Genomic DNA, 24,107 nt, shown 5'->3' on the forward strand with positions numbered 1-24,107 from the left:
TAGGTTCAAAACAGTGCCAGACTCGATGAATAAACGTTGATTTAAGGTAAAATGAGGTATTGCCGAAAAAATACCAATGACAGGCAGCCTGATGTCCTGATTAGTTTGTCGACAGAGCTTTTAACACATACTGCTCGTAGGGTGGTGTGGCGTAGATGACATAATTAGCCAGTGGGAACGCCTTGTATTGCCTGGGCATTGCCGAGGTTTTCGAAAGTCCCTGAAAATCATTGGTCGGTAAAACAGCCACATCGGCAGGCCTAAACTGGTTTCCGGTAGGCCAGATGCCATAATGCGCATGAAAAATGGGTACCACGTAATCGAAAGCCAGAACATTGCTGTGGGGGGGAAGCAACTGCGCCAGTCGGCGTATCGTTGCTATATCTGCCGGTTGAAGCAATGCCACCTGTTTATCGGCAGCAGGTCGTCTGCGTACCAGATTTTTGAGGTCAGCCAACGTAGGTAGGTCAGAACGAACGAGGTAAACGATCGGAACCTGAACCAGAAAGAGGCCTGCCACAAAGGCGAGGGTGATAGCGGTAGTTGGATGCCACCAGTTTGGCCGACTGCCGGGAGCTTTCGCCAGCAAGAGGAGTGCGCAGAATGAAGTGGCAAACGACCAGACCAAAACGAACCTGGGAGGCCACGTAAGCGCAACCGTCTGGAAGGCATCCTGCCCGAAATAAAATGAACTTTGAACGACGTTAAGTGCCGTTAACGTACCCACGCCCAACCCAAAGAGCAGCCACACACTGGCTCTGTAAGTCTTAGGCGCGTTTCGCAGCACCAGGTACAGGAAGAAGACAACGCCAAGCAGCAGGGCCAGCGATTGCCCGACCAGTACCGCCATTTGCCGGACAAAGGAAGTAGTAGCGCCTGATTGACTCAGAATGGCCAGCGTGTTTTTGAGGCGAGGCTCTCCGGCTTCATTTTTAATCGAGAGCCAAACCATGCCAATGACAAAAACCAGTGCCCAGCCACCAACCGAAAGCCAGAATGTACGCCTGCGGATCAATGGCCACAGGGAATTGTCTGTGGTCGCCCGGAGTGAGTTCAGTCCAAACCAGGCAACATAGATCAGTGAGGCCAAAATAGCACCGTCTTCTTTCACCAGCACAACGAGTGCGCCGGTTACCCACGGCCAGATTCGGCTGTTGCTGGTCAGGGCCAGGGCAAAAAGCAACGAAAAGGGGAGGTAAGAGAGTTCGGTATGCCAGCCTATGTTCGGATGGTCATTGAGCCATAGTGATATGGGGCCCAGTAAAACAGACGCAACGAACCCGTAACGTACCCAGGCAGGCATCGATGGGAGCAATTGCCGGGAAAGCCGTTCATTCACCAGGCCAAAGGCAAGCATCAGAAGCAGTACCTGAGACGCGAAAAGCCCGTATGCTCCTCCCAGTCTGATGAATGGAGCCCAGAGAAATACGGTATAATAGTTGTGAATACGGTGATGGTAGCTCCAGATATTGTCATACATGAATGGCCGGCCGTCCATCCAGCTTACTGCCATCTGGAGAAACGCATACATGTCGTTGAAACTATAATTGAGTGTATATAAGCGGGCCCATTTGAAGAGACAGAAAAAGGTAAGAAACCCTAAAATAGCTACGGTAGAACGGCGCATGGAGTAAATAAATGAAGGCGGAATTCAAAGGTCGACAAAACTTGGAGTAACTCAAATACATCGACCGTTGGCGGAAAGCTGCGTAATAAAGTGCGAGAATACGTCAGATTGCCCTTACTTTTGATCTTTTATTTATAGCCACATACAGGCCAATTCAAACTGATGTTATCAACTGACGATCAAATCGAGACCAAGGCGGGCGCGGTTCGCCAACAATGGATCAATCGTAATAAGTATTACTACAATAGCCTCACCCGTTTTTTGCAGTATAATATTCCGGCTGGTAAGTCGATTTTGGAGGTTGGCTGTGGTACGGGTTATTTACTCAATTCGCTCAAACCCAGCCGTGGTGTCGGCATCGACATCCGGGCTGATTTGCTGGAGTTCGCGAAAGCAACGTACCCAGATCTGACCTTCTATCAGCAGGACGCCAGCCAGCCCATCACCAGCGGCGAAACGTTTGACTATATCGTTCTCTCCGACACGATCGGTTATTTGAGCGATGTGCAACAGGTGTTCAGCCAACTGCACGATGCCTGCCACGCCGATACCCGGCTCATCATTACGTATCAGAATGCGCTCTGGTCGCCAGTATTGACTATGGCCGAATCGATTGGTTTGAAAATGCCCGAAAAACGGCAAAACTGGCTGGATCGGGGCGATATTGCTAACCTGCTGACAATTTCGGATTTCGATCTCATTCGCGCCGGCCGGCGGATGTTGATGCCCAGGTATGTTCCGTTACTGTCTGAATTCATGAATCGGTACATCGTAAACCTGCCTGGATTCAACCGCTTGGGCCTGTATACGTTTGTGGTGGCCCGTAGCCTTCGTCATGCTGTTCCTGTCACGGCCCCAAGCGTAACGGTGGTGGTGCCAGCGCGTAACGAAGCCGGCAATATCGAAGATATTGTTCGCCGAACACCACAAATGGGTTCTCGTACTGAACTGCTGTTTGTGGAAGGAAACTCCACCGACACAACCTGGGCAGAGATACAGCGCGTCTGCGCTACTTATACCGGCCCGCTGGAACTAAGTTGCATGCAACAGCCCGGAAAAGGGAAGGGCGACGCCGTGCGCAAAGGCTATAGCCACGCTACTGGTGATATTCTGATGATTCTGGACGCCGATATGACTGTTCCGCCCGAAGATCTGCCCAAGTTCTACGAAGCCATTGCCAGTGGCCGTGGTGAATACATCAATGGCTCCCGATTGGTATACCCGATGGAAGACCAGGCGATGCGAACGCTGAACCTGATGGGCAATAAATTTTTCTCGATGGCTTTTTCGTGGCTGTTGAATCAACGCATCAAGGATACGCTTTGTGGCACCAAAGTGCTTACGCAGGCAAACTATAACCGCCTGGCAGCAGGCCGTGGCTACTTCGGGGAGTTTGATCCGTTCGGCGATTTTGACCTTATTTTCGGGTCGGCCAAACTGAACCTGAAATTCGTGGAAATCCCCATTCGCTACCGGGCACGTACCTACGGCGAAACAAATATTTCCCGGTTTAAACATGGCTGGCTGCTGCTGAAGATGACCTTCTTCGCCCTGAACAAAATCAAATTCGTATAGCAAAAAAGTCCTCCTGTGTAGTTCAGGAGGACTTTTTTGCTATACGAAAAAATCGGGATTGAAATTCATCAGAAAGGCTTCGTCAGTGGCGCGGGTCAAGGCGGTGTACAGCCAGCGGACGAATTCCTGATTGGTTTGCCCTTCTGGTAAATACCCCTGATCGATAAAAACGGCGCTCCACTGCCCGCCCTGCGCTTTGTGGGTTGTGAGTGCGTAGGCGAACTTCACCTGCAAGGCACTCAGGTACGGATCGCGGCGAATGGCTTCTGACCGTTCCTTTTTGTTGGTGATGTACATGTAATCCTGCGATACGCTTTCATACAGGGCTTTATTTTGCTCCTGGCTGAGCGATGGCGTTGAGGTATGAAGCGTATCGAGAATGATCTTAGCTTCGAAGTCGGGCTGATCTTCATAATCAACCAGGTGAAGCGTTACGGTGGCGAACCGGAAACCGTGCATCTCTTCCTGCCGCCGCACCTTCATCACTTCGGCAAACTCACCGTTGGCCAGAAAACCGGCGGGCGAATCATCGCCCAGGATCGTGTAATTGTTGCGGGCGATCATTAGCATATCGCCGGCATCCAGTTCCTCCTCGCAATTATCGATCATTCGGCGAATAAACTGGTTGTATTGAACCGCCATCTTGTTCGACCGGCACAAAATGGCGGTATTCTCGCGGCCATATTTGTTGTAGGCGTACCGAATGCCATCTTCCAGCTTGTTCAGCGGCATCTTGAACAAATCCTGGAAGGGTTTCGTCGTGATTCTGATCGACGGAGCCGGAGAAGATGTCTCGGGCGGTGTATCGCTCATCAGCCGCTCGAAATTGACGGGTGCGGGCTCCTGCGATGGGTTCAGTATCTCGTCGGATAGAAGTTGGCGCAGTTCGGTGGCATTGTACAGAATACCCGATTCAACGTCCTGACGCATCACCTCGGTTAATTCCTGTTCGTAGACCGTCATGTCGTATGAACGGGCCAAAAAGCCACGATCAAGCGCGGGGCTGCCATCACGGCCAACCGGCGGCAGCTGGGCGGTATCGCCCACGAGCATCAATTTGTTGCCGGGGTTTTCAAAAACGAATGAGATCAAATCACTGAGCAGCCCTTTACCGCCAAACTCGGCTTCGTCAGAAATCATCGAGGCTTCATCGACGATGAACAGCGTTTCTTCGTGGTAATTCTTCTGACGCTGAAACGATAACGTAGCTGAACCTTGCTCGGCTACCTGCCGGTAAATCTTTCGGTGAATCGTCTGGGCCGACTTCTTGGAATAGTTCGACATTACCTTCGCTGCCCGCCCCGTTGGGGCCAGTAACACCGATTTGTAGCCAAAACGAGGCAGTACTTTAATGAGCGTGCTGATGAGTGTGGTCTTACCGGTACCGGCATATCCGCGGAGTAAAAAACAATCCCGATAATGCTCGTAATCTTCGCGGGTGATGAATTCGCCAATCTTACTGAAGAAGGATAGCTGCCCTTCTGTTGGCTTATACGGAAACCGTTTGACTAAAAGCTGGGTCGCCGTTTGCGTTTCGTTCATAGCTCTAAGTTACAAAAAATAGGCCAGAAATAGAAGTGTGACGTACCCTTGTTGGTGCCTGAATAAGCCCATAATTCAGGCTTCAGCAGGGCAGAATTTATGGGAAAATCGAGCGCCAAAACTGAAAAATAAGTGTGTCGTTGCGTCGACGATTAAAAATGTATAGATTCACCTTCACGTTAACTCATTCATCCTCATGAATATCCGGCAAGTACTCCAGCGCAAAACCATTAATACAATTTATTCAGTTGCCCCCGACGAAACGGTATACGCAGCACTGGAACTTATGGCTGCCAAGAACATTGGCGCGGTGCTTGTGTTGGAGGGGGGCGATCTGGTCGGAATTTTCTCGGAACGTGACTATGCCCGCAAAGGGATTCTGCAGGGGCGGGCGTCGAAAGACACGTTGATTCGTGACGTGATGACGGCCAAACTGATCACGATCACCCCCGAACAGTCGCTGGAATCCTGCATGATTACCATGGCCGATAAACATATTCGCCACCTGCCAGTTCTCGATGGAGAAAAACTGGTGGGAATCATCTCGATCAATGACGTGGTGAACACGATCATTCACGAGCAAAAAGCGCGCATCAGTTCCTTGGAAAGCTATATCACCGGTAGCTCATACTAAGCCATTCATCCGGCCAGTTTGATTATCTTTGCCCCCCTGTTTTAACTCAGATAATCGGTCAGTGTCAGAAGGAACCTCTATCCATCACTCGCTGGTCACGGATGTGTATGGGCGGCGGTTGCGTGTGCGTGTCTGTGGCCTCTATCGGGAAGGCGATCGACTGTTGCTGGTCGGGCATCGGGGTTTGGGTACGTCAGGTACGTTCTGGTCGCCGCCGGGTGGGGGTATCGAATTTGGCGAAACGGCCCCTGTAGCGCTGCAGCGTGAGGTACGGGAAGAAACCGGCCTGATTGTTGAGGTTGGCCGGTTAGTCTGTGTTCACGATTTTGTTGCGCCGCCGTTACATGCCGTTGAATTGTTTTTCGAGATTCAACGGACCGGGGGGCAATTGATGGTTGGGTCAGACCCGGAGATGAACGTTGCCGATCAGCTCATACTGGATGTTCGGTTAATGACGTTCGAGCAGATAAAGGCGCTACCAGCCAACGACGTGCACAGCCTGTTTAGCCGGTGCCACTCGCTTGATGAGGTGTTTAGATTAGGCGGGTATATTAATTGATAAGAAAAATGGTTACACTATCCACACTTGCGCCTACGCTGTCGATTCGGCCCGAGGTCTTAACGCCCGGACAGGCCGCGAAGTCAGTCCTGTGCCTTGAAATGACACCTCAGCGTCTTCGCATCACGTTGCTTGACCCGCAACGGCGCATGGTATGGTTAGATGAATACGCACAGCCGTCGCTGTTAACTGAACAGCCGCTTCTGACGTACTTGCCGGCTATTTTTAAAGAGCATCCGTTGCTGAGCTACGACGAGTTTCAACACATTTGTGTGTCTGTTCTATCGCCCGCTTTCACGCTCATTCCTGTTCCGCTGTATCGGAAAGAATATGCCAGTAGCTACCTCTCACTAATGCGCGGTCACCAACCGCCACCAAATGAACTGGCGCACGCCTACGAGCATAAAGAGGGCTTTGTGTCGGTATTTGGCATTGATCGTGACGTAACCGAGTTCATGGGCGAGCAGTACCCCATGCAGCCATTCACCTATGCCCATCAGCATACTACACTGATTCAGGCTACCAGAGCGATTGATCGGGAGTTAACTAGTAAGGAAAACCTGTTCCTCTACTTCGAAGATGAGTACGTTACGGTCTTATTCCGTGATAACCATCAGTTGCGCTACTGCAACCGGTTCGGGTATAAACACGTGCAGGACCTGACCTATTACGTGCTCTATGTACTCGACGAACTGAGCGTTGATCCAGATGCGGTTGCTGCGTTTGTGTATGGCGAGTGTACACCGTTTGCTGAAAGCTACATTGCGTTGTCCCGCTTTGTGCCCACGATGCATGTAGGCCAGCTCCCGCCCGGCCTTAATCCATCGCCCGAGCTGGAGGAACTGCCCGAACACCGATATCTTGGGCTTCAGGGCTTATGTTTGCTGGGGTAATAGAACCTCATCAGACCCCGCAGCATCTATGTCCCGTATCGCGCTATTTCCAGGCTCATTTGATCCGTTCACCAAAGGTCACGAAGATATAGTACGTCGTGGCCTTCATTTGTTCGACGAAATAATTATTGGTATTGGTAAGAATGCCAACAAGCAACGCTATTTTACCCTCGATCAGATGACTGCCTGGATAGAGGGCACCTTCAGTGACGAGCCCGCTGTGCGCGTGGTTAGTTACGATGACCTGACCGCCAACGTAGCCCGCCAGTTAGGTGCCCGTTTTCTGTTACGTGGCCTGCGAAACACCACCGATTTTGAATACGAGAATGGTATTTCACAGGTAAACAGGTACGTCTACGAGGAAGTAGAAACCGTATTCCTGATTACTTCACCACATCTCGCTCCGATCAGTTCCAGCATCATCCGGGATCTGCACCGCTATGGTCAACCCGTCGATGCTTTTCTGCCCTATAAACTGATCCGTTAAAACAGAACCAGCTATCAGTTGCTCCGCTCGATGAAGAAGATAATACAGTGGCCGAGCAATTGATACCTGTTTACTGATTACTGTTCCCTGAAAAAAGCGCCGTTTGTAGTTTCCAGGTACGTTGCCAGGGGAATATCTTCCTGTTTCAGAAATCCCTGTTGCGCTAACTTGCCGTCAGCAACGAGTTCAACCACAGCAGCGATGGATCCCGCCGTTGTCCATGAAATGGCCCGCCACGATTGCCCGTCGATCATACGAGGGTGGTATGCCCGGTAAAATTCTTCGCGGGCCAGCTGTCCATTTCGCCAGCCTTCTACTACCGCATACACGTACACGACATCGTCCTGAACGGGCGGCTTGGCTTCGGTCAGGATCTTTTCGGTCAGTTCGCGCTGGTCTTTCAGAATCAGTTCATACAGCAGAAAACGCATCAGCTTACAGTGGCCCGGATAGCGAATCGTCTTGTAATTCAGCGTGTCGACCTTGCCTTCGTACGTCTCGCACAACGTACCCAGCCCGCCCGATGTGCTGAATGCTTCAAATTCCTGCCCTTCGATGTTTATGACTTCAATGCCGTCCAGGGCGGGTACCATCTTGCGCTGCCCGTTAGCAATCACCTCACAGTCGTTCAGGTACTCATTGATAACCCCTGCCGGTGACCACGTAAAGGAATAACCCAGTAACCCGTTCGGATAGCGGGGGAGTGCCCCCACACGTAACTCAATGTCGCGCAGGCGGTCGAACCGTTTGGCCAGGTCCGACCCAACAATGCCGATCAGGCCCGGAGCCAGGCCACACTGGGGTGCCATTACGCCCCTGGCTGTTTTGGCCATCTCCCGGATGGCGTCGGTCGTAGGTACGTCCTCCGTCAGATCGAAATAATGTATTCCCAACTCGTGCGCTATCCGGGCAATGGGTAAGTTCAGGTTATAGGGTAAACAGGAGACTACACCGTCGGCATGTTGAAGTGCCTGATACAGCGCAGCCGTGTCATGTACGCTTCCCAGCTGGACCGGAAACGGTACAGGTTGAGCTGGACTTTTTTGGTCAAATCCACTGACCATGAAGCGTTTATGAAGTAACAGGCCAACGAGTGAGCCTACTTTTCCTAAGCCAATGATAACAAGGTTTTGCATTGCGTATACCTGATTGATGAAGTAAATTGGTTGATACGCAAACCAGCAATAAAAAATCCACACGGCCAAATAACACGAAAAGCCCACCCATGAGGGTCGGCTTTTCGTGCATCTATTAGCGTAAAATAGTCTTCTTTTTCGCTGCTTAGTAGCAAAGCAGAAGACTGGAAACAGAAAACTGGTTATTATTTGGCCGAAACCTGACCACGCAGTGCACGTGGGATTTCGATGCTGGCTACTGGGTTAGCCGCTTCTTCCAGCATATCAATGCCATTCAGGACGATCTGACCAACCCGAACAACTTTACCCAGATCCAGTTTCGACACGTCTACGTCAATGTATTCAGGAATGTTGTCGACTGGGCCACGAACGCGAAGTTTCCGCATACGGGTAACCAGTTTACCACCTTTCTGCACACCCGGAGCCGTACCGTTCAGACGAACAGGAATAGCTACTTTCACTGGCTTATCCGTTACCAACAGGAAGTCGGCGTGGATCAGCGAGTCGTTGACCGGGTGGAATTGTGTTTCCTGCAAAATGGCGCGGTACTCTGCGCCTTCGATGTTCAGCGTAATGTCATAGACATCAGGCGAGAACACCAACGGACGGAATAGAATGGCAGGCACAGTGAAGTGAACCTGCTCCGGGCCACCGTAAAGCACACAGGGTACATTACCCTCGGCGCGAATGGCTTGTGATTCCGTCCGGCCGAGATTCGCTCGTTGATACCCTACAATCTCGATTTTTTTCATGATAGTAATTTAAATGAGTGAATTAGTGAATGGGCGAATGAGTGAATGTCTGGACTAGTGGTGTCGAAAGCACAAAGCGTTCTACCTTTTCTCTCGTCCGTTCATTCACTAACCGACGCGTCGGACCGTCACCCATTACTAATATCGTATAAAAAGTGAACTAATAGATTCGTGGTCACGGATACGGCCGATGGCTTTTGCGAATAACTCCGCAACCGACAGTACCCTGATTTTTGGATTTGGCTGACTCAGGGGCAGCGAATCCGAGATTACTAACTCCTCCAGCACTGAATTGGCAATGTTTTCGTGCGCTTTGCCCGACATGATCGGGTGCGTACAAATAGCCCGTACCGACTGTGCGCCCTTGTCGAGCAGAATCTGTGCTGCTTTGCAGAGGGTGCCGCCCGTATCAATGAGGTCATCGACCAGCACCACATTCATACCTTCAACATCACCGATTACCTGCATGGACGCAATTTCGTTGGCGCGTTTCCGGTGCTTGTCGCACAGTACGATTTCGGCGTTGAAATGCTTGGCAAACGTACGGGCGCGATTGGCGCCGCCCACGTCTGGCGAAGCGATGATGAGGTTTTCGAGGGCCAGACTTTTTATGTAAGGCACGAATACAGACGTGCCTTCCAGATGGTCGACGGGAAAGTCGAAGAAACCCTGGATCTGGCCGGCGTGTAAATCGATGGTCATGAGCCGGTCGGCACCGGCGGCGGCCAGCATATTGGCGACCAGCTTGGCGGCGATCGCCACACGGGGTTTGTCTTTCCGATCTTGTCGGGCGTAACCAAAATAGGGGATAACTACCGTAACATAGTGGGCTGATGCCCGGCGGGCGGCGTCGACCATGAGAAGTAGTTCCATCAGGTTGTCGCCCGGCGGTGGGGTAGACTGGATCAGGAACACATCGCAACCCCGAACCGACTCTTCAAAGCTGGGTGACATTTCGCCGTCGCTAAATCGGCGGCAGGTGTACCCGCCAAGGTCTTTTCCGTAATAATGCGCAATTTTTTCCGCGAGGTACGTGGATTGACTGCCTGAAAAGATTTTGACGGGATTAAACGAAGCCATGGAACGGTGCCTTAATTTCCCGCAAAAGTACGGATTTAATTGCAGGAAATCCAGCGAAATGACTACAAGGTTTTAAACAAGGTCGCCGAGCCCTGATAGCTTACGTTGCATGTCACCTATAGGCTGCTCCAATAAGTCGATTTCGCGTTTCTGCGCTGCAATCAGCTCATCTGGGTAATCGGGGTACGTACCCGATACAGGTTGCCACCTGACTGAACTGCCTGCATCTACTTGATTTGTACAGTTTGGTTGGAATGGCTGCCAGCCAGCCACTCGGTAACGGCTATCTCAAATACCTGAAATCGACGTACTGAACCTGACCAATTATCAACAAGTAGGCGAATTACAAGCTATGTATCAGCCATTTGCCCAAACCTACAGTCAGTTGCGAAATTTCCTGGCCAATGGATTTTACCAGCGAAAAATGGCTCTATTGACCAGCGAACTAGCCGACCTGCAGGCATTGCATCAGAATCTGCTGGCACAGCAGACCATGCAGAAATAGTTGATCGAACTAACCAGGCAGGTACGTGAGCGGCGCGACGGCTTCAGGTTGGCGCTGACTACGTTGCAAAGTGCGGCCTATTCCTGAAAAGCCAGATACGTGCTTTCCAGGAATAGCAAGCAACGTGTCGTGGCTGATGCCAAACTATGAAGAGCTATCTGTGAAAACCGGGCAGGAGTTGGGGCAGGTGGTGACCCATCAGTCGGTGGGCCGGTTCGACTTTATCGGCGATAGGCGATTTGGGCAGTATAATCTGGGTAAAGTAAACGTCGGGCAAGCGGTGCTGGTTAAACTCCCCAGCTATCCGTTTCAGGAATTCGGCTCGCTCCCAGGCCGAATCAGTGCCATTAGCCCCGTAGCCAGCGACACCGCCTCTCGCGCGCAGGTTGTGTTCCCGAATGGATTGGTAACGAACAATGGCCAGCGCCTTGCCGCCCGGAATGGCCTGGTTGCCACGGGTGATATTATTACCAACGACACGCGGCTGATTGAGAGACTGTTCTACGAGTTGCGTCGGCTGAAGGGAAGGTAATTGGTTGGTTGGTTAACTGGTTGTTCGTGCATCAACCAATTAACCAATCAGCCGGTTTATCTTCCCCGTTGCGGTTTCCGTAAACGCAGGTACGTTATACCAGGCTTTGGGCACCGCATACGTACCTGATGTAGTGCGGATTTCCTGTTGAATAGTGTCCCATTGTTCGGCGGTCAAGTCGGTGTTTTCCAAAAAGAGAACAACCCGTTGGCCAAGTCGTTCATCGGGAAGACCAGCTACGAAAAGCCGTGATGATACTCCCCAATCAGCTAGTCTGGCTTCAATCATGCGCTCAATGGCTTCGGGCTGGACTTTCACGCCCCCTGTATTGATAATTGAATCGGCCCGGCCAAGCAGTCGGAAACGTACCTGACCATTCGTTGAGTCGGGCTGAATCAGGTCAACCACGTCGTTTGTCTGAATGCGCTCGAAATTAGACGCCGCCGCCGTGATGTGCAGGCAGCCCCGCTCATCAGTACCCACCTCAACGCCGGGCAATACCTGAAAAAGCTCGGTTCGATCGGCTCCGTTTAGGCGGCGAATGGCAATGTGCGAAACGGTCTCGGTCATGCCGTACGTGCTGAAAACCGGTGCCTGGATCAGTTGAATAGCCTCTTCCAGCGCCGGGCTAGTAGCTGCGCCGCCCACCAGCATCGCTTTCATTCCATTCAAAATGGGCAGGGAAACTGGCTTCCCTGACAGATCAACGTCTGCCAGCATGGTTTGAAGCTGCAACGGCACGAATGCGGCGAAATCAAAGTGTGTAGTGGCCGGATTGAACGTACCCAGGGGGTTGGCCGAAGGGGCAACAATGGTCAGCTCAAGCCCGAGCACGGCACCCCGGACCAGCATCATTACGCCGGCAACGTACCCGGTGTTCAGACAAACCAGGGCTTTGTCGCCAGCCTGTAAGCCAAAAGTCTGCCCCGTCAGCCGGGCCGATGCCTCCATTTGCGAACGCGTCAGTTGAATGGGTTTGGGCGTCCCGGTTGAGCCTGAGGTATGCAATGTGAAAGATTGCTGCCCCGACTGCCATTCCAATAAAAATGGGTGAGTATCCATTTTACCCGTTCACCCGAATATCACCCGTAGCCTGGTTTACAGTAACAGTGTATGTTTTCAATGAATTTACGGCGGGGCCATTCTGAACGGCACCCGTTGTGCTGAAGGCCGACTGGTGCGCCGGGCAGTAGAACCGGTTGCTGGTTCCCTGAAAGACAAGGGTGTTTTTATCGTGCGTACACACAGCGGAGACCGCAACGAAGTCTCCCGCCAGCGTCTGGGCAACAATAACGCCTTGTTCTACCACGTACCCGCCTTTGGTCTGTAAATTACTGTATGGACTTTTCGCCCAGTTAACAGTAAAATCAACGCTGGCTGCCGGAGCCAAATCGCCTGTTTCTTTACCACAGGCAGATACACAATTTGTAAAGGCTATAAGGCCGATGCTGGTGCCGACGAGGCGCATAAAGTCGATGCGCGTTAGTGGAGTATCCGAGGATAAGTTGGTTGTATTTTCCATGAACTGGACATCAGGATGATGCCAAATGTAAGTACTTTTGTGGCACAATACCGTACCTGAACGGTCTGACTTTATCAGCAACGCTACCCCGACCATCGTCTCCGTCAAGCGATACAAACAATCCCCCAAACGGGTAGTTAACAAACAGTATGGAAGAAGCCAAAATAGTCAATCCGATTTCACCTGACAAAGTGACGGATCGGCCCGGATTGCTCGAATACGCCCACACCGCCGGCGGAGCAATTATCCGGCCGGAAGACAAAGGCAAAATTACCGGCCGCGCGGTTACGGCCATGCGCGAGCAGACTGATATGCAAATTGCACAACTGTATAAACAGATGCAACTACTGGCCGAACAGGCGACGGCTATCCGTAACCGAGTGGAGGTATCCGAGCGGATTTACAGTGCCCAGATGAGCTTTGAGCCGGTCATTGGCCATACCTACTATTTTTATCTCCGCAAAAACGGGTCTGATGCGCTCTCGATGATTGCTCCCAACGAATGGGGACGAAAGTTTCCTTTCGAGCGCTGTGTAGCCACTGTTCGCATGCTGGCCGATCATACCTGGGACGTTACCTATCACGAAGTACAATTCAGCGACTAAGTGGCTGATTGCCTGAGCAAATTAGCGCTGCGACTCACCAAGTGTAAACTGCAGGGCCTATTCGCTCAGTCACTCAGATGCTCAGTCGCTCATTTATCATATGAGCACATACAACTGGCAACCGATCCGCGAGTACCGCGAGATTAAGTTTGAGTTTTTTGAAGGAATCGCCAAGATTACCATCAATCGCCCCCATAAACGAAACGCATTCACCCCGCTGACAGTCAAAGAGATGTCAGAAGCGATGGAAATTGCCCGGCAGGAAGAAAGCGTTGGCGTAATTATTCTGACTGGTGAAGGCCCCGATGCCTTTTGCAGTGGCGGAGACCAGTCTGTGCGTGGTCACGGCGGGTACATTGGCGAAGATGCCGTTCCGCGCCTGAATGTCCTGGATCTGCAAATGCAGATTCGCCGTAGTTCCAAGCCGGTGGTGGCCATGGTAGCTGGGTACGCTATCGGCGGCGGGCACGTGCTACACGTTGTCTGTGATCTATCCATTGCAGCCGAAAATGCCCGCTTTGGACAGACAGGCCCCAACGTTGGTTCGTTTGATGGTGGTTTTGGTGCTTCCTATCTGGCGCGCATCGTTGGCCAGAAGAAAGCCCGTGAAATATGGTTCCTCTGCGATCAATACAATGCACAGGAGGCTCTCGATATGGGCCTGGTCAATAAAGTTGTGCCGTTAGACAAACTCGAAGAAACAACCGTTGCCTGGTGCCGGAAAATTCTCGAGAAAAGTCCAATTGCCCTACGGATGTTGAAAGCATCGTTCAACGCCGAACTCGACGGTCAGGCTGGCATTCAGCAATTGGCGGGCGATGCTACATTACTCTATTATTTGTCGGATGAAGCTAAAGAAGGGAAAAATGCCTTCCTCGAGAAGCGAAAACCCGATTTCAGTAAGTTTCCTAAGTTTCCCTAATTAACTGTGTTTACTGTTTTCAGTTCACCGTCTTCTGTTGCTCTGCTAAGAAAAAAAAGATTATCACTTAGCAGAGCAACAGAAGACGGTGAACTGAAAACAGTAAACAGTCTTTTTATGAAAGTTGACGTATTATGCATCGGTGCCCACCCCGACGATGTAGAAATGACGAGTGCCGGAACGGTATTATCGTTGATAGACCAGGGTAAAACGGTAGCTGTTGTTGATCTGACAAGAGGCGAATTGGGTACCCGGGGCACCCCGGAAATTCGACTTCAGGAGGCTGCCGAAGGAGCTAGGATCATGCAACTGTCTGACCGCCAGAACCTTGGCTTTAAAGATGGTTTTTTCCGGAATGATGAGGAACACCAACGAATGCTGATAGCCTGGATCCGTCATTATCAACCAGCCATCGTGCTGACAAATACGGTTGATGACAGGCATCCTGATCATGGCCGTGCTGCGCAACTGGTTACCGATGCCTGTTTCTACAGTGGACTTCGTCAAATCCAGACCATTGACCCGGTATCGGGCGAACCGCAGGCGGCGCACCGACCAGCCTTTGTCTACTATTTTATTCAGGATCGCTCCCTTACGCCTGACTTTGTGGTGGATATAACGCCCTATTGGGAGAAGAAGCTGGAGGCGATCAAAGCCTACAAAAGCCAGTTTTTTAACCCGGAAAGCACCGAACCACAGAGCTACATTTCTGGGGAACCGTTCATGAAATTTCTGGAGTCACGTACCCGTGACCAGGGCCACATGATAAATGTCGAATTTGGTGAAGGGTACATCAGTAAGCGAATGTTGGGAGTGACGAATCTATTCGACCTGATATAATCGTGTGAAGGAGGAAAGGAAAGCGTGAAAGTGGCATACGTTTGATAAAAATAAAGTCGAAGCCACCGTCACGTTTTCTCTCAGTTTCTTTCTTTCGCTAGGGAGATACCCGTTCGATCAACCACGTACCTGACTCAAGCCGATATCGGATACGATCATGCAGACGACTAGGCCGACCCTGCCAAAACTCAATTTTATCGGGCATAACCCGGTAGCCGCCCCAATGTGGCGGCCGTGGAATCGGCTTATTGTTGAACTGTTCGCTAAGTGCTTCCTGCTGTCTTTCAAGTACATCGCGGCCGGAAATTACTTCACTTTGGTGCGACACCCAGGCACCAAGCTGACTGCCTCGCGGGCGGCTATTGAAATACGCATCTGATTCTGATTCAGCTACTTTCTCAACAACTCCCTCAATTCTAACCTGTCGTTCCAATTCGGGCCAGAAAAAAGTAAGCGAAGCCACGGGATTTAAAGCGAGCGACGCAGCCTTTTGACTCTGATAGTTCGTATAGAAGGAGAAACCAGTTGTATCGATCCCTTTTACCAGAACAATGCGACCTTCCGGGCGACCCTCGGGGCTGATCGTTGCCAGGTGCATTGCATTGGGTTCGTGAACCCCCGCAGCAAGGGCAGAATCAAACCACTGCTGAAACTGAGCGAAAGGATCGGGCAAAACATCTGTTTGATCCAGACCGTTTAGCGTATATTCCTTACGCAGGTCGGCAATTCGGGTTGTCATATTTATGTAGGGAGAAGGGGCAAGAACCGGGACAAATGGGTAAAAGCCGCGTATTTTCATTACTTTTGCAAAAGTAATTGGTGCGTAACCAACATGACAAACGAAGAACAGCAAATCGACCGGCCAGAGGAAGTGAGCCAGCCTGACAACCAACTGCCGGAAACGACTATGGCGACCGATGAGGTCGCTTCAACGCCCGTATCGGAAACTGACGAAGCCCCTGTGCCTACGCCAGCCGAAGCCTCTGCGCCCGAACAGTCTGCCCCTGCGGTGACTGATGAGGAAGTAGACGAGTCGGTTGCCGAACAGCCTGCCGCCGACGTACCTGAGACGGAGCCTATGACAGATACCAGCGAAGTAGCCGGAACTGACCACCAGGAAGACGTAACAAAGACCGACGAGTCGACTGTTGTTACGAATGAGCCGGAAGAAGTCCCAGCTATCGACGAGCCCGTAGCAGAGGCAACGCCAACTGCCGATCCTGCTGAAGCGGGCCTTCCTGAAACCACGCCTGACGTAACTGAAGAGCCGGTCGCCGAAACGCCCTCAACGGCGGTTTCAGAGGCTACCTATGGTGAAACTGAGGCTGCTGAAGAGCTATCCGCCCAACCTGCTGTTGACTACAGTAATTATTCTAAACAGGAACTGGTTGATCTGCTCGATCAGACCCTGACTAGTCTGAAAGCCGAAACGGTGGCTCCTGGCCTGTTCCGGCAGTCAGATGATATATTAAAGCAAAGCAAGCCTGTGATGGATCAGTTGAAACGAACTGAACGTCAGGCCGCTCTTGCTAAATACATTGACGAAACAGGTTCGGAAGAAGGTTTTCAATTCCGTACCGATGATCTGGCTATTCGCTACGAAGACCTGTATAAGCAGATCAAATCGCAGAAGAATACCTATTTCCAAACGCTTGACAAAGCAAAGGATTCAAACTTCAACGCCAAAACGGATCTACTTCGCCGCCTGCGCGAACTAGTTGAATCGGACGAATCGAATGCCGGTGACGCTAAAACGAGTTGGAACGGGTTCAAGGCCATTCAGGACGAATGGAAAGCGGCTGGTAACATAAACTCGCCACATAACGCAACGCTTTGGGCAACGTATCATGCCCTCGTTGACCGCTATTACAGCAACCGGAATATCTACTTCGAGCTGAAAGAACTGGATCGTAAGAAAAACGCCACTCAGAAAGCGGAAGTAATCGATAAGGTTGAAGCGATGGTTAAAGCGTACGCTGATAAAGACGTAACGCGACAGACCATCGACGATGCCAATGCGTTGTTCGAAGAATATAAACACATCGGTCCTGCACCCAAGTCAGAGCAGGAAGTGTTATGGCAACGCATGAAAGTTGCCCTCGATGCCCTGTATGACAAGCGCCGTGGGCAGAATGAAGAGAACCGTAAAGAATCGTCGCAGCTCTATGAGGAGAAATCGAAGATCTACGAAGAGCTCATCCCGCTGACTTCATTTACCTCATCGGGTATCAACGACTGGAACGACAAGACCAAAGAGGTCATGGCTATTCAGGATCGGTGGAATGCGATTAAAGGCCCAATGCCTCGCGAAGAAGGCAAAGAACTCAGTAAGAAATTCTGGGCAGCCCTGAAAACTTTCTTCGCCAACAAAGGCGAGTTCTTCCGTCAGTTGGAAAGCAAGCGTGAAGAGAACCTGAAAGCTAAAATTGAACTTTGCGAACAGGTCGACGCTATTCTGGCTGCTGGTGACGAGTCTGCTGACGCAACGCAACGGGTTATCGAGTACCAAAAACAATGGAAAAACATTGGTCAGGTACCTGAAAAACAGAAAAATAGCATTTTTGAGCGTTTCAAAGCGGCTTGTGATGCCTTTTTCGATAAGAAGCGGAACCGGAGCCAGGATACTGACCGTGAATTTGAAGCGAATCTAAGCAAGAAAGAAGACCTGATTGCACGGATTGAAGCATCTGCCACGCAGAGCGCAGACCTGTCGCAATTGAACGCTTTCAAAGAGGAGTGGAACAGCATCGGGTTTGTACCGAAGAAAGACAAAGAACGAATCCAGAAAGGGTATATCGCTGCCATAAACGCACTGGTTAGGGCAAATGGCGCACTGTCGACAACGGAGAAAGAGCGTGCTATTCAGGATAACGAAGCCGAAGTGTCCCGTTTCGGTGGCCCTCGCGGTGATCGTGGGTCGCGTTCCGATGCACCGCGTAGTTCTCGTGAAGGTGGTACTCCCCGTGGTGGTGAAAACCGTGATCGTGGACCACGTCCGGGTGGCGACAACAATGCTCCTCGTCAGAATCGAGCACCTCGCGAAGGCGGTGGTTTCCGTGGCGGGCGTGATGGTGGTCGGGATAGCGGTGGCAACCGCGATAGCGGCGACTATGCAGCTTATCGCCGTAGCCCAGAAGGAAGCGGCAGTGAAACGCGCCGTCGTATCTCGTCGCTGGAAAACGACATTGCTACCTATCAAAATAACATCGAATTTTTTGCACGGTCGAAAAATGCTGATCAACTAAGGGCCGATATCGAGAAAAAAATTGCTGATGCCCAGCGTCAGATCGAGCAGCTCCGTAATCAGGAGTAAGAGAATCAGTGAGTTAGAAAAAAAGAGCAACTAAATCGAATTTAGTTGCTCTTTTTTTTGAGGGAAATGCTTGCAGAAACTGTCTTAAAGGCCTACTTTTGTACCACGATTCGCAGGAAGGGAAGCCCAATGCAGGTCGTAAAAGCCTCCATAGCTCAGCTGGTAGAGCAACTGACTTGTAATCAGTAGGTCGTTGGTTCGATCCCGACTGGGGGCTCTAAAAATCAAGCCGTTACGAAACATCGTAACGGCTTTTTTATTTGCCTCGCCCATATTCTCGCCCATACTGGGTAATTGCGAATGACAATCAGTGGCTAAGTTTTTCAACGAGGATTTCCAATAACCACTCGTCCCGCTGGGCGAGTATTAGGTCTTTATCGACTCCAATGCCCGCACAAATAAGCTCAAATGTCTCCTCATCATTGGGTGTGACGTTGCTATATATAATGTCTTCCACGTGCTCGATAGGTACGTTTGTTATCATAGCTAGTGTGTGCACATCTATATCACTATGGATGACAATAGGTTTGAGGAAAAGCCCTGTGTTGGTTAAATCGGTCGGTTCCATCGATTGACTAAAAATTCAATGTCGCATAAAAAAGCCCGAACGCAACACGTTCGGGCTTGGTCACTTATAGAGTACGGCTCCGTAGAGCTGATAAAGAAACGCAGCTAGCTGGCTTTTGGTTTCCGGCCCCGGTCCACCTGATTGGGTGCTACGTCTTTCAGCAGTTTGATACCCCATCGGGGCAGATCCAATATGTTCTCGGGCGGAAAATTACCGCGCAAAATCCGCATAGTGATCGTAGTTTGATTAATGCCGTACTTCCGTCCATACTCCCCATACGTGATCCACTCGTCAAGGTTATGGGTTACTCCCGCATATGTTAAGCTGGGGACTTTGTTTGTTCTGGGTTGTTTTTTCTGAATAGGTTGACTCTCCAGCGCCTTGACCAACCCAGCCTGCAAGTTGGCATTGGCCTTTTTGTTAAGTGTTTCCATCTGCTCAATCATCGCCTCCGACGGATGATATACCTGAGTGTTAGTGCCGAAGTCGGCAATCAGATTAACCAGCCCTTGTTCTTCCAGCGCCTGTAAGGTATCCAGTACCTGCTGATCGGGGTAGTAGCATTTATCCGCTATCTCCAAAAAGGTAGCCTGGTGACGGGGGGCAAAAAATAGGGTGCGCAGAATAAGCTGCTCAACGTCGGTTAATTCCTGTATGGTTTGCATGGTATCACAAAAGCTAAACCCTACCCGGTTAAGGGTAGGGCGGTAAGGTTATTTTATCTCTAAAAACACCGTTTCACCGGCTGTTTTGGCTGGTGGGTAGGCCCGGTACATGTCTCCGGTATCATCACAGACGTACATCCGGCCTTCGTAGGGGAGGGCTTTCAGGTACGTTTCGTGGGCGGTTCTGGCTTTGGTCGCCTCAATAACTTTGGCGTTCAGATTCTGCCACGTCGGGTTGAGCGTGTAATCATACTGGGTGCCCGATGGCTTCACGGTCATGGTGACACCATACCTTGTAATGCCTTCCTTTCCATACTGGCGAACCTCTTCCAGCGTGGCTACTTTAGCCGCATCTTTCAGGCATTTTGCCAGAAACTCCATACGCCCAGCCTCAGCCAGCATACTGATCGAGTCGCCACCGTCTTCGACCAGCTGGGTAACAAATTCCTGGGCAAACTCGGCCAGTTTCGTTTTGCTATCGGCCGTGGCTACCTGTTGGGGGATAAGAGCAAGTTTCATTGTAGATGTTGTTGTTAGGAGTTGGAAAAGTGGGGGCTGGTTAGGCCCCCTTTACACTACTTGACCGATTCGAGTACCTTCACCCGTTTGGCCTCAAAGTGGTTGATAGTGTCCAGCACCTCATCAACCTGTTCAGGGGAGGCCCATTCTCCCCCGTCTTGCCGAAGTACGTTGTAAAGCGTCTCCGTGATGATCTGGTAAAACCCGGCCTGATTTTCAGGACTCTGCGGGGACTCGTTCATGGTTGCCATACTCTATATGGTCTGTGTTCAACACCGTTGTTCAACAGTATAAAAATACAAACTGTGATGTAAAATCACAAATAAAAAGGCAACTATTTTACATAAAAGGTGATCGAGTTATGGCGGGGTAGTCATTACCGTTTAATCAAATATTTATGATTTCATAAATATTTATTGCAAAACACTTGGCGCATTTATGATTTCATAAGTACCTTTGATGCAAGCAAACGGGGAAACGATTCTCCACTTAAAACACACAAGACAATGACTACGTACACAATCACCAACGACCGTTACAGCAACACACCTGATGAAGTAACTTTTGACCAACTGATTGAACTGTGCCAGGATGCCGAATTTGATACGAACCTGATTGAGCGCGGTGGCAAGGTGTACGACAGCAAAGGCGAAGTAGTCGCTGAGAAAGTAGCTATGTTTGATGATAGCGAAACGCAGGCCATTTGCGAGTCGGCCACAAGTGAGACAGTTGTTCGGTTTGCGCCTAAGAATAGTTTCACTGCCAAGGTTCAGGATATGATGTACAACGGAGAAATCTGGGGCGTATATCAAGATGAGTCAGGTGTTGTTGCTCAGGATACAGAGGGCAATACGTACCCAGCCTTTGCCAACTGACTGCAAGATCAACCCCGTCTGATACGGGAATGGATAGCACCACGTCGGGACCTAATTAGTCTCGGTGCCGTTGCCAAGCGAATTGATTTGACACAACCTATGCTATCAATGTTTATCAGTGGCAAAACCGGCATGAGCGACGCTAAACTAAAGGCGCTCATTGTTGTATTTAGCGAACTAGGCTATAAAGCCTAATACTCTTGGTTTTTTTACACAGAAAAGCCCTTCTACCATAATAGAAGGGCTTTTTATTGATCGGGCGGAGGGAATTGAACCCCCGTCATCAGATCCAAATTCTGATATAATAGCCGCTATACGACGCCCGAATAAAAAACAGGGTAACAAACGTAGTGGGTATGTTATGCATCCAAAGCGAAGTAACCCACTACTACGACACCTGTTTGGTAGGGAATGCGGGTGTCGAACCCGCCAAGTCCTGCTCCCAAAGCAGGCGGCACACCCCGCGCCCTATTCCCTGTGAAACAAAAAAAAACCCCTCCGTTGCGGGAGGGGGCCTGTACTGAAAAGTCTTCAGTTACGTCAATACGCGCCCACCCCCGATGTGATCGGAGTTTGTTGGGGTTGCGGCTGACGTAGCGTTTTCATGCTGCAAGTATAGGACATGTTCTGGAATTTTCAGATGTATCCATACATTTTTTTTGTTCAACTATCCCAAGGGCCACCCTGAAAGAGGGCTAACTTGAGCAGAAGCTGGATTATGTTCAACACCCACTGCCAGCATTTTTCATGTGGTCTCAGCTGGCTAACAGGAGCGGCCTGATGCACTGTTATGTTAGTCGTGTAGTTGATTTGTACGATCGTGTTGTTTCGTACTTTTTTGGGCTTGCTAGAAGCAGGTTGTATAGAGGCGTTTTGTTTTGCCATTGGATTAGAAAAAAGTAATGAGTCAAAAGTAAAGGGTATAAGAGGCTGGTACTGACACCTCTTTTGATTGTAGAGGAATCTGAAATCCCCCGCAAATTCAGCCAATCGAGCGCGGGAAAACAGGTCATAACTGAGTCTTGAAACTCATCGCAATCTTGCCATTCTGGAAAGACTCTAAGGCAAACCTGCACCTGATTAAGCACAAAAAAACCCGCCAGCAGCGCCAGCGGGGTTTTTGATTTACTCAACGTTTTTATGAAAGCTCTTCTACTGCGGCGGCCAGAATGGTGTCGTGGCTTTTGACGAAAGGACTTCGTACGCCCGTTCCATACCGTGTTTAATTCGTTGCTTAATCGCTTCGGCCGAGGCGTCCATTGAACCGCCAAGTGATTCGGTTGGCTCTATCACCATAGATTTGAATGCCTTCACCGAACGGCCGTTCCGCATAGTTAAGGTATGACCGAAACCAGCCGCCTGCTGGGCAAAACTATTGTACTCCATAAACTGATCAATGTCGTTAGTGATCACCTCCGACAGTACAATATCAAGGGCACGATCACCGGTCTTCATCACTGGCCAGGTTGGGCTTGGATCGGTATCCAGATGAGCTAATTGCGTATTGATTGTCCAGATGCAGCACCCTTCGGGATCTTCCTGCGCATTGACAAATGATATAGCATCACCCAAAGGCGAGATATTCCGTATACCCCCATCTACCAGGTTGAACATGGTGATACCATCCCCCCCGGTAACGTTGGTACTCTTCCAGACCATAGGCATAGAAGCCGACGCTTTAACAAACTTGGCATACTCGCTGAGTGAGCTAAAATCCTTGTTTGTCTTAAAGTAGTACTGACTGTCATATAGCGACACAGCCCCGCAACCTGATGGCATGACAAGTGGATACTCGTTCAATAGAGACAGTAGCAGATCCTGCAAGGGTTGATTATCGGCTAATGCTTCTATGGTATTGGTACGGCCGATAATATCCGATATGATTGCCAAACGTCCTTTTTCGCTGAGCAGTTGCCAGATCAGCTTTGGCGTCAGACGGGGCTTTATCATGTTGTATACCTTTTTGAAGGATACTTTGGGTACACCGTTGACCTGATCGAGCAGTTCTGACGTGTAAATCATGCCCGCCCCATTCTGAGCTACCTGTTCCCATAACGCTTCAAGGCGATCCTGAGCATCCATGGCCGTTAGTAACCCTTGTAATGCACCGGTGCTGATGCCAACGGTATAATCCCACTTGATACCAGCGTCTTTTAAAACGCGTAATGCACCTACCTGAAATGCTCCTTTAAAGGCTCCTCCACTTAAAACCAGTATGTTTTTCATCTTAGATTCCAGCGCGTTGAGCAATGACGAGTAACATAAATTTCAGCATCAAATAGCGCAGAAACTGCTGGCGCCGTTCCGTCGAGGGTGCTACACCCATTTCCGTGAGGTTGGTCCGGGTCAGTTGCTGGTAGAAAAATATCTCCCGTACTGCACCTGGTGCTGTGGCCTCAACCAGATCACCCGTCGCCGGGTCTACCCAGCTGTCGCGGGTCGATTTAGGGGCCATCGTGTAGGGAGCAAAGCGTTGTTTCTGTAGTGCTTTCGCATCCTCACTCAGCGTCTGGTCCTGATCGATCCAGTCGGTCATCAGCGTTTCCCCGTCCTCTGCGTAATACTTGATCCGGGCCTGCACGATCATTTCGAGGTCGTTCTCTTCGACGACCGACAGGAGTTCAACTTTCCGGTTATCGCTGATCGCTACTTCAATCCCTACGATCCGTCCAGTTTCAACTACGGCCGTCAGTTCCGGCACTTCGGGCACCGCAGGTACGTACGGGCTGCCCGGTACGCCCTGTACGCCCGGCTGGCCAGGTACGGGTGGAATGTAGGGCGTTAGCTCGTTTCCGTCTGCATCGTAGGTCGGCTGAACGGCGTCTTTCGGCTCTACGGCAGGCTGTGGCGGAACTTCGGCAACGGCCTCGATGGCTGGTTTGGCGGGCTGGTAAGCCTGCGTAATCACTACTACGGTCTCGTATTTCAGACCGTCACGGTTCACGAACGTCATGGG

General features: G+C 50.6%; 26 protein-coding genes and 3 tRNA genes. 13 read left to right on the plus strand and 16 right to left on the minus strand.

Going from position 1 to position 24,107, the window contains the following annotated elements:
- Positions 1–100: 100 nt before the first annotated feature.
- Positions 101–1,627: a glycosyltransferase family protein gene (locus J2I46_RS01325; protein WP_207327122.1), complete on the minus strand. Its 1,527-nt coding sequence runs from the start codon at positions 1,625–1,627 to the stop codon at positions 101–103.
- 162 nt (positions 1,628–1,789) lie between these two features.
- On the opposite strand from J2I46_RS01325, the gene J2I46_RS01330 reads away from it, so the two are divergent.
- A complete protein-coding gene (locus J2I46_RS01330; RefSeq protein WP_207327123.1) occupies positions 1,790–3,202 on the plus strand; it encodes a glycosyltransferase in 1,413 nt (470 codons plus the stop codon).
- Positions 3,203–3,241: 39 nt separating this feature from the next.
- Here the strand turns inward: J2I46_RS01330 and J2I46_RS01335 are convergent, their stop codons facing one another.
- Positions 3,242–4,744: an ATP-dependent DNA helicase gene (locus J2I46_RS01335; RefSeq protein ID WP_207327124.1), complete on the minus strand. Its 1,503-nt coding sequence runs from the start codon at positions 4,742–4,744 to the stop codon at positions 3,242–3,244.
- A gap of 196 nt (positions 4,745–4,940) precedes the next feature.
- On the opposite strand from J2I46_RS01335, the gene J2I46_RS01340 reads away from it, so the two are divergent.
- The 4 genes from J2I46_RS01340 to coaD all read left to right on the plus strand — a co-directional run bounded on the left by J2I46_RS01340 (position 4,941) and on the right by coaD (position 7,317).
- Positions 4,941–5,378 (plus strand): CBS domain-containing protein, encoded by a 438-nt coding sequence (locus tag J2I46_RS01340; RefSeq protein WP_207327125.1) that lies wholly within the window; start codon positions 4,941–4,943, stop codon positions 5,376–5,378.
- 61 nt (positions 5,379–5,439) lie between these two features.
- Positions 5,440–5,937 (plus strand): NUDIX domain-containing protein, encoded by a 498-nt coding sequence (locus J2I46_RS01345; RefSeq protein WP_207327126.1) that lies wholly within the window; start codon positions 5,440–5,442, stop codon positions 5,935–5,937.
- A gap of 8 nt (positions 5,938–5,945) precedes the next feature.
- A complete protein-coding gene (locus J2I46_RS01350; protein WP_207327127.1) occupies positions 5,946–6,830 on the plus strand; it encodes a DUF3822 family protein in 885 nt (294 codons plus the stop codon).
- A 28-nt stretch (positions 6,831–6,858) separates the two neighbouring features.
- The gene (gene coaD / locus J2I46_RS01355; protein WP_207327128.1) at positions 6,859–7,317 is read left to right on the plus strand and encodes a pantetheine-phosphate adenylyltransferase; all 459 of its coding nucleotides are present in this window, start codon (positions 6,859–6,861) and stop codon (positions 7,315–7,317) included.
- 77 nt (positions 7,318–7,394) lie between these two features.
- On the opposite strand, the gene J2I46_RS01360 is transcribed toward coaD, so the two are convergent.
- From J2I46_RS01360 to J2I46_RS01370, 3 genes are all read right to left on the minus strand, one after another.
- Positions 7,395–8,453, minus strand: coding sequence for a saccharopine dehydrogenase family protein (locus J2I46_RS01360; protein ID WP_207327129.1), 1,059 nt, complete (start codon positions 8,451–8,453; stop codon positions 7,395–7,397).
- A 185-nt stretch (positions 8,454–8,638) separates the two neighbouring features.
- Positions 8,639–9,205 (minus strand): 50S ribosomal protein L25/general stress protein Ctc, encoded by a 567-nt coding sequence (locus J2I46_RS01365; RefSeq protein WP_207327130.1) that lies wholly within the window; start codon positions 9,203–9,205, stop codon positions 8,639–8,641.
- Positions 9,206–9,343: 138 nt separating this feature from the next.
- Positions 9,344–10,285, minus strand: a complete 942-nt coding sequence (locus tag J2I46_RS01370) for a ribose-phosphate pyrophosphokinase (RefSeq protein WP_207327131.1) — start codon at positions 10,283–10,285, stop codon at positions 9,344–9,346.
- Between the two features lie 352 nt (positions 10,286–10,637).
- Here J2I46_RS01370 and J2I46_RS01375 point away from each other — a divergent pair, with 352 nt between their 5' ends.
- Entirely contained in the window at positions 10,638–10,790 is a 153-nt protein-coding gene (locus J2I46_RS01375; RefSeq protein WP_207327132.1) for a hypothetical protein, read from the plus strand.
- A gap of 136 nt (positions 10,791–10,926) precedes the next feature.
- A complete protein-coding gene (locus J2I46_RS01380) occupies positions 10,927–11,322 on the plus strand; it encodes a hypothetical protein (protein WP_207327133.1) in 396 nt (131 codons plus the stop codon).
- 39 nt (positions 11,323–11,361) lie between these two features.
- Here the strand turns inward: J2I46_RS01380 and J2I46_RS01385 are convergent, their stop codons facing one another.
- Both J2I46_RS01385 and J2I46_RS01390 read right to left on the minus strand, forming a co-directional pair.
- Positions 11,362–12,384 (minus strand): AMP-binding protein, encoded by a 1,023-nt coding sequence (locus J2I46_RS01385; RefSeq protein WP_207327134.1) that lies wholly within the window; start codon positions 12,382–12,384, stop codon positions 11,362–11,364.
- Between the two features lies 1 nt (position 12,385).
- On the minus strand, positions 12,386–12,844 hold the full coding sequence (locus J2I46_RS01390; RefSeq protein WP_207327135.1) for a QcrA and Rieske domain-containing protein: 459 nt from the start codon (positions 12,842–12,844) through the stop codon (positions 12,386–12,388).
- Between the two features lie 149 nt (positions 12,845–12,993).
- Here J2I46_RS01390 and J2I46_RS01395 point away from each other — a divergent pair, with 149 nt between their 5' ends.
- The 3 genes from J2I46_RS01395 (at position 12,994) to bshB1 (ending at position 15,211) form a co-directional block, all read left to right on the plus strand.
- Positions 12,994–13,449: a DUF2452 domain-containing protein gene (locus J2I46_RS01395; RefSeq protein ID WP_207327136.1), complete on the plus strand. Its 456-nt coding sequence runs from the start codon at positions 12,994–12,996 to the stop codon at positions 13,447–13,449.
- A 100-nt stretch (positions 13,450–13,549) separates the two neighbouring features.
- Positions 13,550–14,371, plus strand: a complete 822-nt coding sequence (gene menB / locus J2I46_RS01400; protein WP_207327137.1) for a 1,4-dihydroxy-2-naphthoyl-CoA synthase — start codon at positions 13,550–13,552, stop codon at positions 14,369–14,371.
- 117 nt (positions 14,372–14,488) lie between these two features.
- Positions 14,489–15,211 (plus strand): bacillithiol biosynthesis deacetylase BshB1, encoded by a 723-nt coding sequence (bshB1, locus tag J2I46_RS01405; RefSeq protein WP_207327138.1) that lies wholly within the window; start codon positions 14,489–14,491, stop codon positions 15,209–15,211.
- Positions 15,212–15,308: 97 nt separating this feature from the next.
- Here the strand turns inward: bshB1 and pdxH are convergent, their stop codons facing one another.
- Entirely contained in the window at positions 15,309–15,950 is a 642-nt protein-coding gene (pdxH, locus tag J2I46_RS01410; protein ID WP_207327139.1) for a pyridoxamine 5'-phosphate oxidase, read from the minus strand.
- 93 nt (positions 15,951–16,043) lie between these two features.
- Between pdxH and J2I46_RS01415 the strand changes: the two genes are divergently transcribed.
- Positions 16,044–18,524, plus strand: coding sequence for a DUF349 domain-containing protein (locus J2I46_RS01415; RefSeq protein WP_207327140.1), 2,481 nt, complete (start codon positions 16,044–16,046; stop codon positions 18,522–18,524).
- Between the two features lie 144 nt (positions 18,525–18,668).
- A tRNA-Thr gene (locus J2I46_RS01420) sits at positions 18,669–18,741 on the plus strand.
- 90 nt (positions 18,742–18,831) lie between these two features.
- Here the strand turns inward: J2I46_RS01420 and J2I46_RS01425 are convergent.
- From J2I46_RS01425 to J2I46_RS01440, 4 genes are all read right to left on the minus strand, one after another.
- Complete coding sequence (locus J2I46_RS01425; protein ID WP_207327141.1) at positions 18,832–19,092, minus strand: hypothetical protein; 261 nt, start codon at positions 19,090–19,092, stop codon at positions 18,832–18,834.
- Positions 19,093–19,196: 104 nt separating this feature from the next.
- On the minus strand, positions 19,197–19,757 hold the full coding sequence (locus J2I46_RS01430; RefSeq protein ID WP_207327142.1) for a hypothetical protein: 561 nt from the start codon (positions 19,755–19,757) through the stop codon (positions 19,197–19,199).
- A 48-nt stretch (positions 19,758–19,805) separates the two neighbouring features.
- A complete protein-coding gene (locus J2I46_RS01435; RefSeq protein WP_207327143.1) occupies positions 19,806–20,276 on the minus strand; it encodes a hypothetical protein in 471 nt (156 codons plus the stop codon).
- Between the two features lie 56 nt (positions 20,277–20,332).
- Positions 20,333–20,527 carry a hypothetical protein gene (locus J2I46_RS01440; RefSeq protein WP_207327144.1) on the minus strand — a complete coding sequence of 65 codons (195 nt, stop codon included), beginning with the start codon at positions 20,525–20,527 and terminating at the stop codon, positions 20,333–20,335.
- 255 nt (positions 20,528–20,782) lie between these two features.
- Between J2I46_RS01440 and J2I46_RS01445 the strand changes: the two genes are divergently transcribed.
- Entirely contained in the window at positions 20,783–21,151 is a 369-nt protein-coding gene (locus tag J2I46_RS01445; RefSeq protein WP_207327145.1) for a hypothetical protein, read from the plus strand.
- 254 nt (positions 21,152–21,405) lie between these two features.
- Here J2I46_RS01445 and J2I46_RS01450 read toward each other — a convergent pair.
- The 4 genes from J2I46_RS01450 to J2I46_RS01465 form a co-directional block, all read right to left on the minus strand.
- Positions 21,406–21,477, minus strand: a tRNA-Gln gene (locus J2I46_RS01450).
- A 76-nt stretch (positions 21,478–21,553) separates the two neighbouring features.
- Positions 21,554–21,628, minus strand: a tRNA-Pro gene (locus J2I46_RS01455).
- A 675-nt stretch (positions 21,629–22,303) separates the two neighbouring features.
- Positions 22,304–23,377, minus strand: coding sequence for a patatin-like phospholipase family protein (locus J2I46_RS01460; protein WP_207327146.1), 1,074 nt, complete (start codon positions 23,375–23,377; stop codon positions 22,304–22,306).
- Between the two features lies 1 nt (position 23,378).
- Entirely contained in the window at positions 23,379–24,104 is a 726-nt protein-coding gene (locus J2I46_RS01465; protein ID WP_207327147.1) for a hypothetical protein, read from the minus strand.
- Positions 24,105–24,107: the final 3 nt, after the last annotated feature.

The organism is Fibrella forsythiae (assembly GCF_017353175.1).
In the GTDB taxonomy this organism is placed as follows: Bacteria; Bacteroidota; Bacteroidia; order Cytophagales; family Spirosomataceae; genus Fibrella; species Fibrella forsythiae.

Coding starts and splice junctions, on each gene's coding strand:
- coaD (WP_207327128.1), top strand. CDS start 6,859: ATGTCCCGTATCGCGCTATTTCCAGGCTCATTTGATCCGTTCACCAAA.
- J2I46_RS01460 (WP_207327146.1), bottom strand. CDS start 23,377: ATGAAAAACATACTGGTTTTAAGTGGAGGAGCCTTTAAAGGAGCATTT.
- J2I46_RS01390 (WP_207327135.1), bottom strand. CDS start 12,844: ATGGAAAATACAACCAACTTATCCTCGGATACTCCACTAACGCGCATC.
- J2I46_RS01350 (WP_207327127.1), top strand. CDS start 5,946: ATGGTTACACTATCCACACTTGCGCCTACGCTGTCGATTCGGCCCGAG.
- J2I46_RS01445 (WP_207327145.1), top strand. CDS start 20,783: ATGACTACGTACACAATCACCAACGACCGTTACAGCAACACACCTGAT.
- J2I46_RS01325 (WP_207327122.1), bottom strand. CDS start 1,627: ATGCGCCGTTCTACCGTAGCTATTTTAGGGTTTCTTACCTTTTTCTGT.
- J2I46_RS01330 (WP_207327123.1), top strand. CDS start 1,790: ATGTTATCAACTGACGATCAAATCGAGACCAAGGCGGGCGCGGTTCGC.
- J2I46_RS01375 (WP_207327132.1), top strand. CDS start 10,638: ATGTATCAGCCATTTGCCCAAACCTACAGTCAGTTGCGAAATTTCCTG.
- J2I46_RS01335 (WP_207327124.1), bottom strand. CDS start 4,744: ATGAACGAAACGCAAACGGCGACCCAGCTTTTAGTCAAACGGTTTCCG.
- pdxH (WP_207327139.1), bottom strand. CDS start 15,950: ATGACAACCCGAATTGCCGACCTGCGTAAGGAATATACGCTAAACGGT.
- J2I46_RS01380 (WP_207327133.1), top strand. CDS start 10,927: ATGCCAAACTATGAAGAGCTATCTGTGAAAACCGGGCAGGAGTTGGGG.
- J2I46_RS01465 (WP_207327147.1), bottom strand. CDS start 24,104: ATGACGTTCGTGAACCGTGACGGTCTGAAATACGAGACCGTAGTAGTG.
- J2I46_RS01370 (WP_207327131.1), bottom strand. CDS start 10,285: ATGGCTTCGTTTAATCCCGTCAAAATCTTTTCAGGCAGTCAATCCACG.
- J2I46_RS01385 (WP_207327134.1), bottom strand. CDS start 12,384: ATGGATACTCACCCATTTTTATTGGAATGGCAGTCGGGGCAGCAATCT.
- J2I46_RS01415 (WP_207327140.1), top strand. CDS start 16,044: ATGACAAACGAAGAACAGCAAATCGACCGGCCAGAGGAAGTGAGCCAG.
- J2I46_RS01425 (WP_207327141.1), bottom strand. CDS start 19,092: ATGGAACCGACCGATTTAACCAACACAGGGCTTTTCCTCAAACCTATT.
- J2I46_RS01435 (WP_207327143.1), bottom strand. CDS start 20,276: ATGAAACTTGCTCTTATCCCCCAACAGGTAGCCACGGCCGATAGCAAA.
- J2I46_RS01340 (WP_207327125.1), top strand. CDS start 4,941: ATGAATATCCGGCAAGTACTCCAGCGCAAAACCATTAATACAATTTAT.
- J2I46_RS01430 (WP_207327142.1), bottom strand. CDS start 19,757: ATGCAAACCATACAGGAATTAACCGACGTTGAGCAGCTTATTCTGCGC.
- J2I46_RS01365 (WP_207327130.1), bottom strand. CDS start 9,205: ATGAAAAAAATCGAGATTGTAGGGTATCAACGAGCGAATCTCGGCCGG.
- menB (WP_207327137.1), top strand. CDS start 13,550: ATGAGCACATACAACTGGCAACCGATCCGCGAGTACCGCGAGATTAAG.
- J2I46_RS01360 (WP_207327129.1), bottom strand. CDS start 8,453: ATGCAAAACCTTGTTATCATTGGCTTAGGAAAAGTAGGCTCACTCGTT.
- J2I46_RS01395 (WP_207327136.1), top strand. CDS start 12,994: ATGGAAGAAGCCAAAATAGTCAATCCGATTTCACCTGACAAAGTGACG.
- J2I46_RS01440 (WP_207327144.1), bottom strand. CDS start 20,527: ATGGCAACCATGAACGAGTCCCCGCAGAGTCCTGAAAATCAGGCCGGG.
- bshB1 (WP_207327138.1), top strand. CDS start 14,489: ATGAAAGTTGACGTATTATGCATCGGTGCCCACCCCGACGATGTAGAA.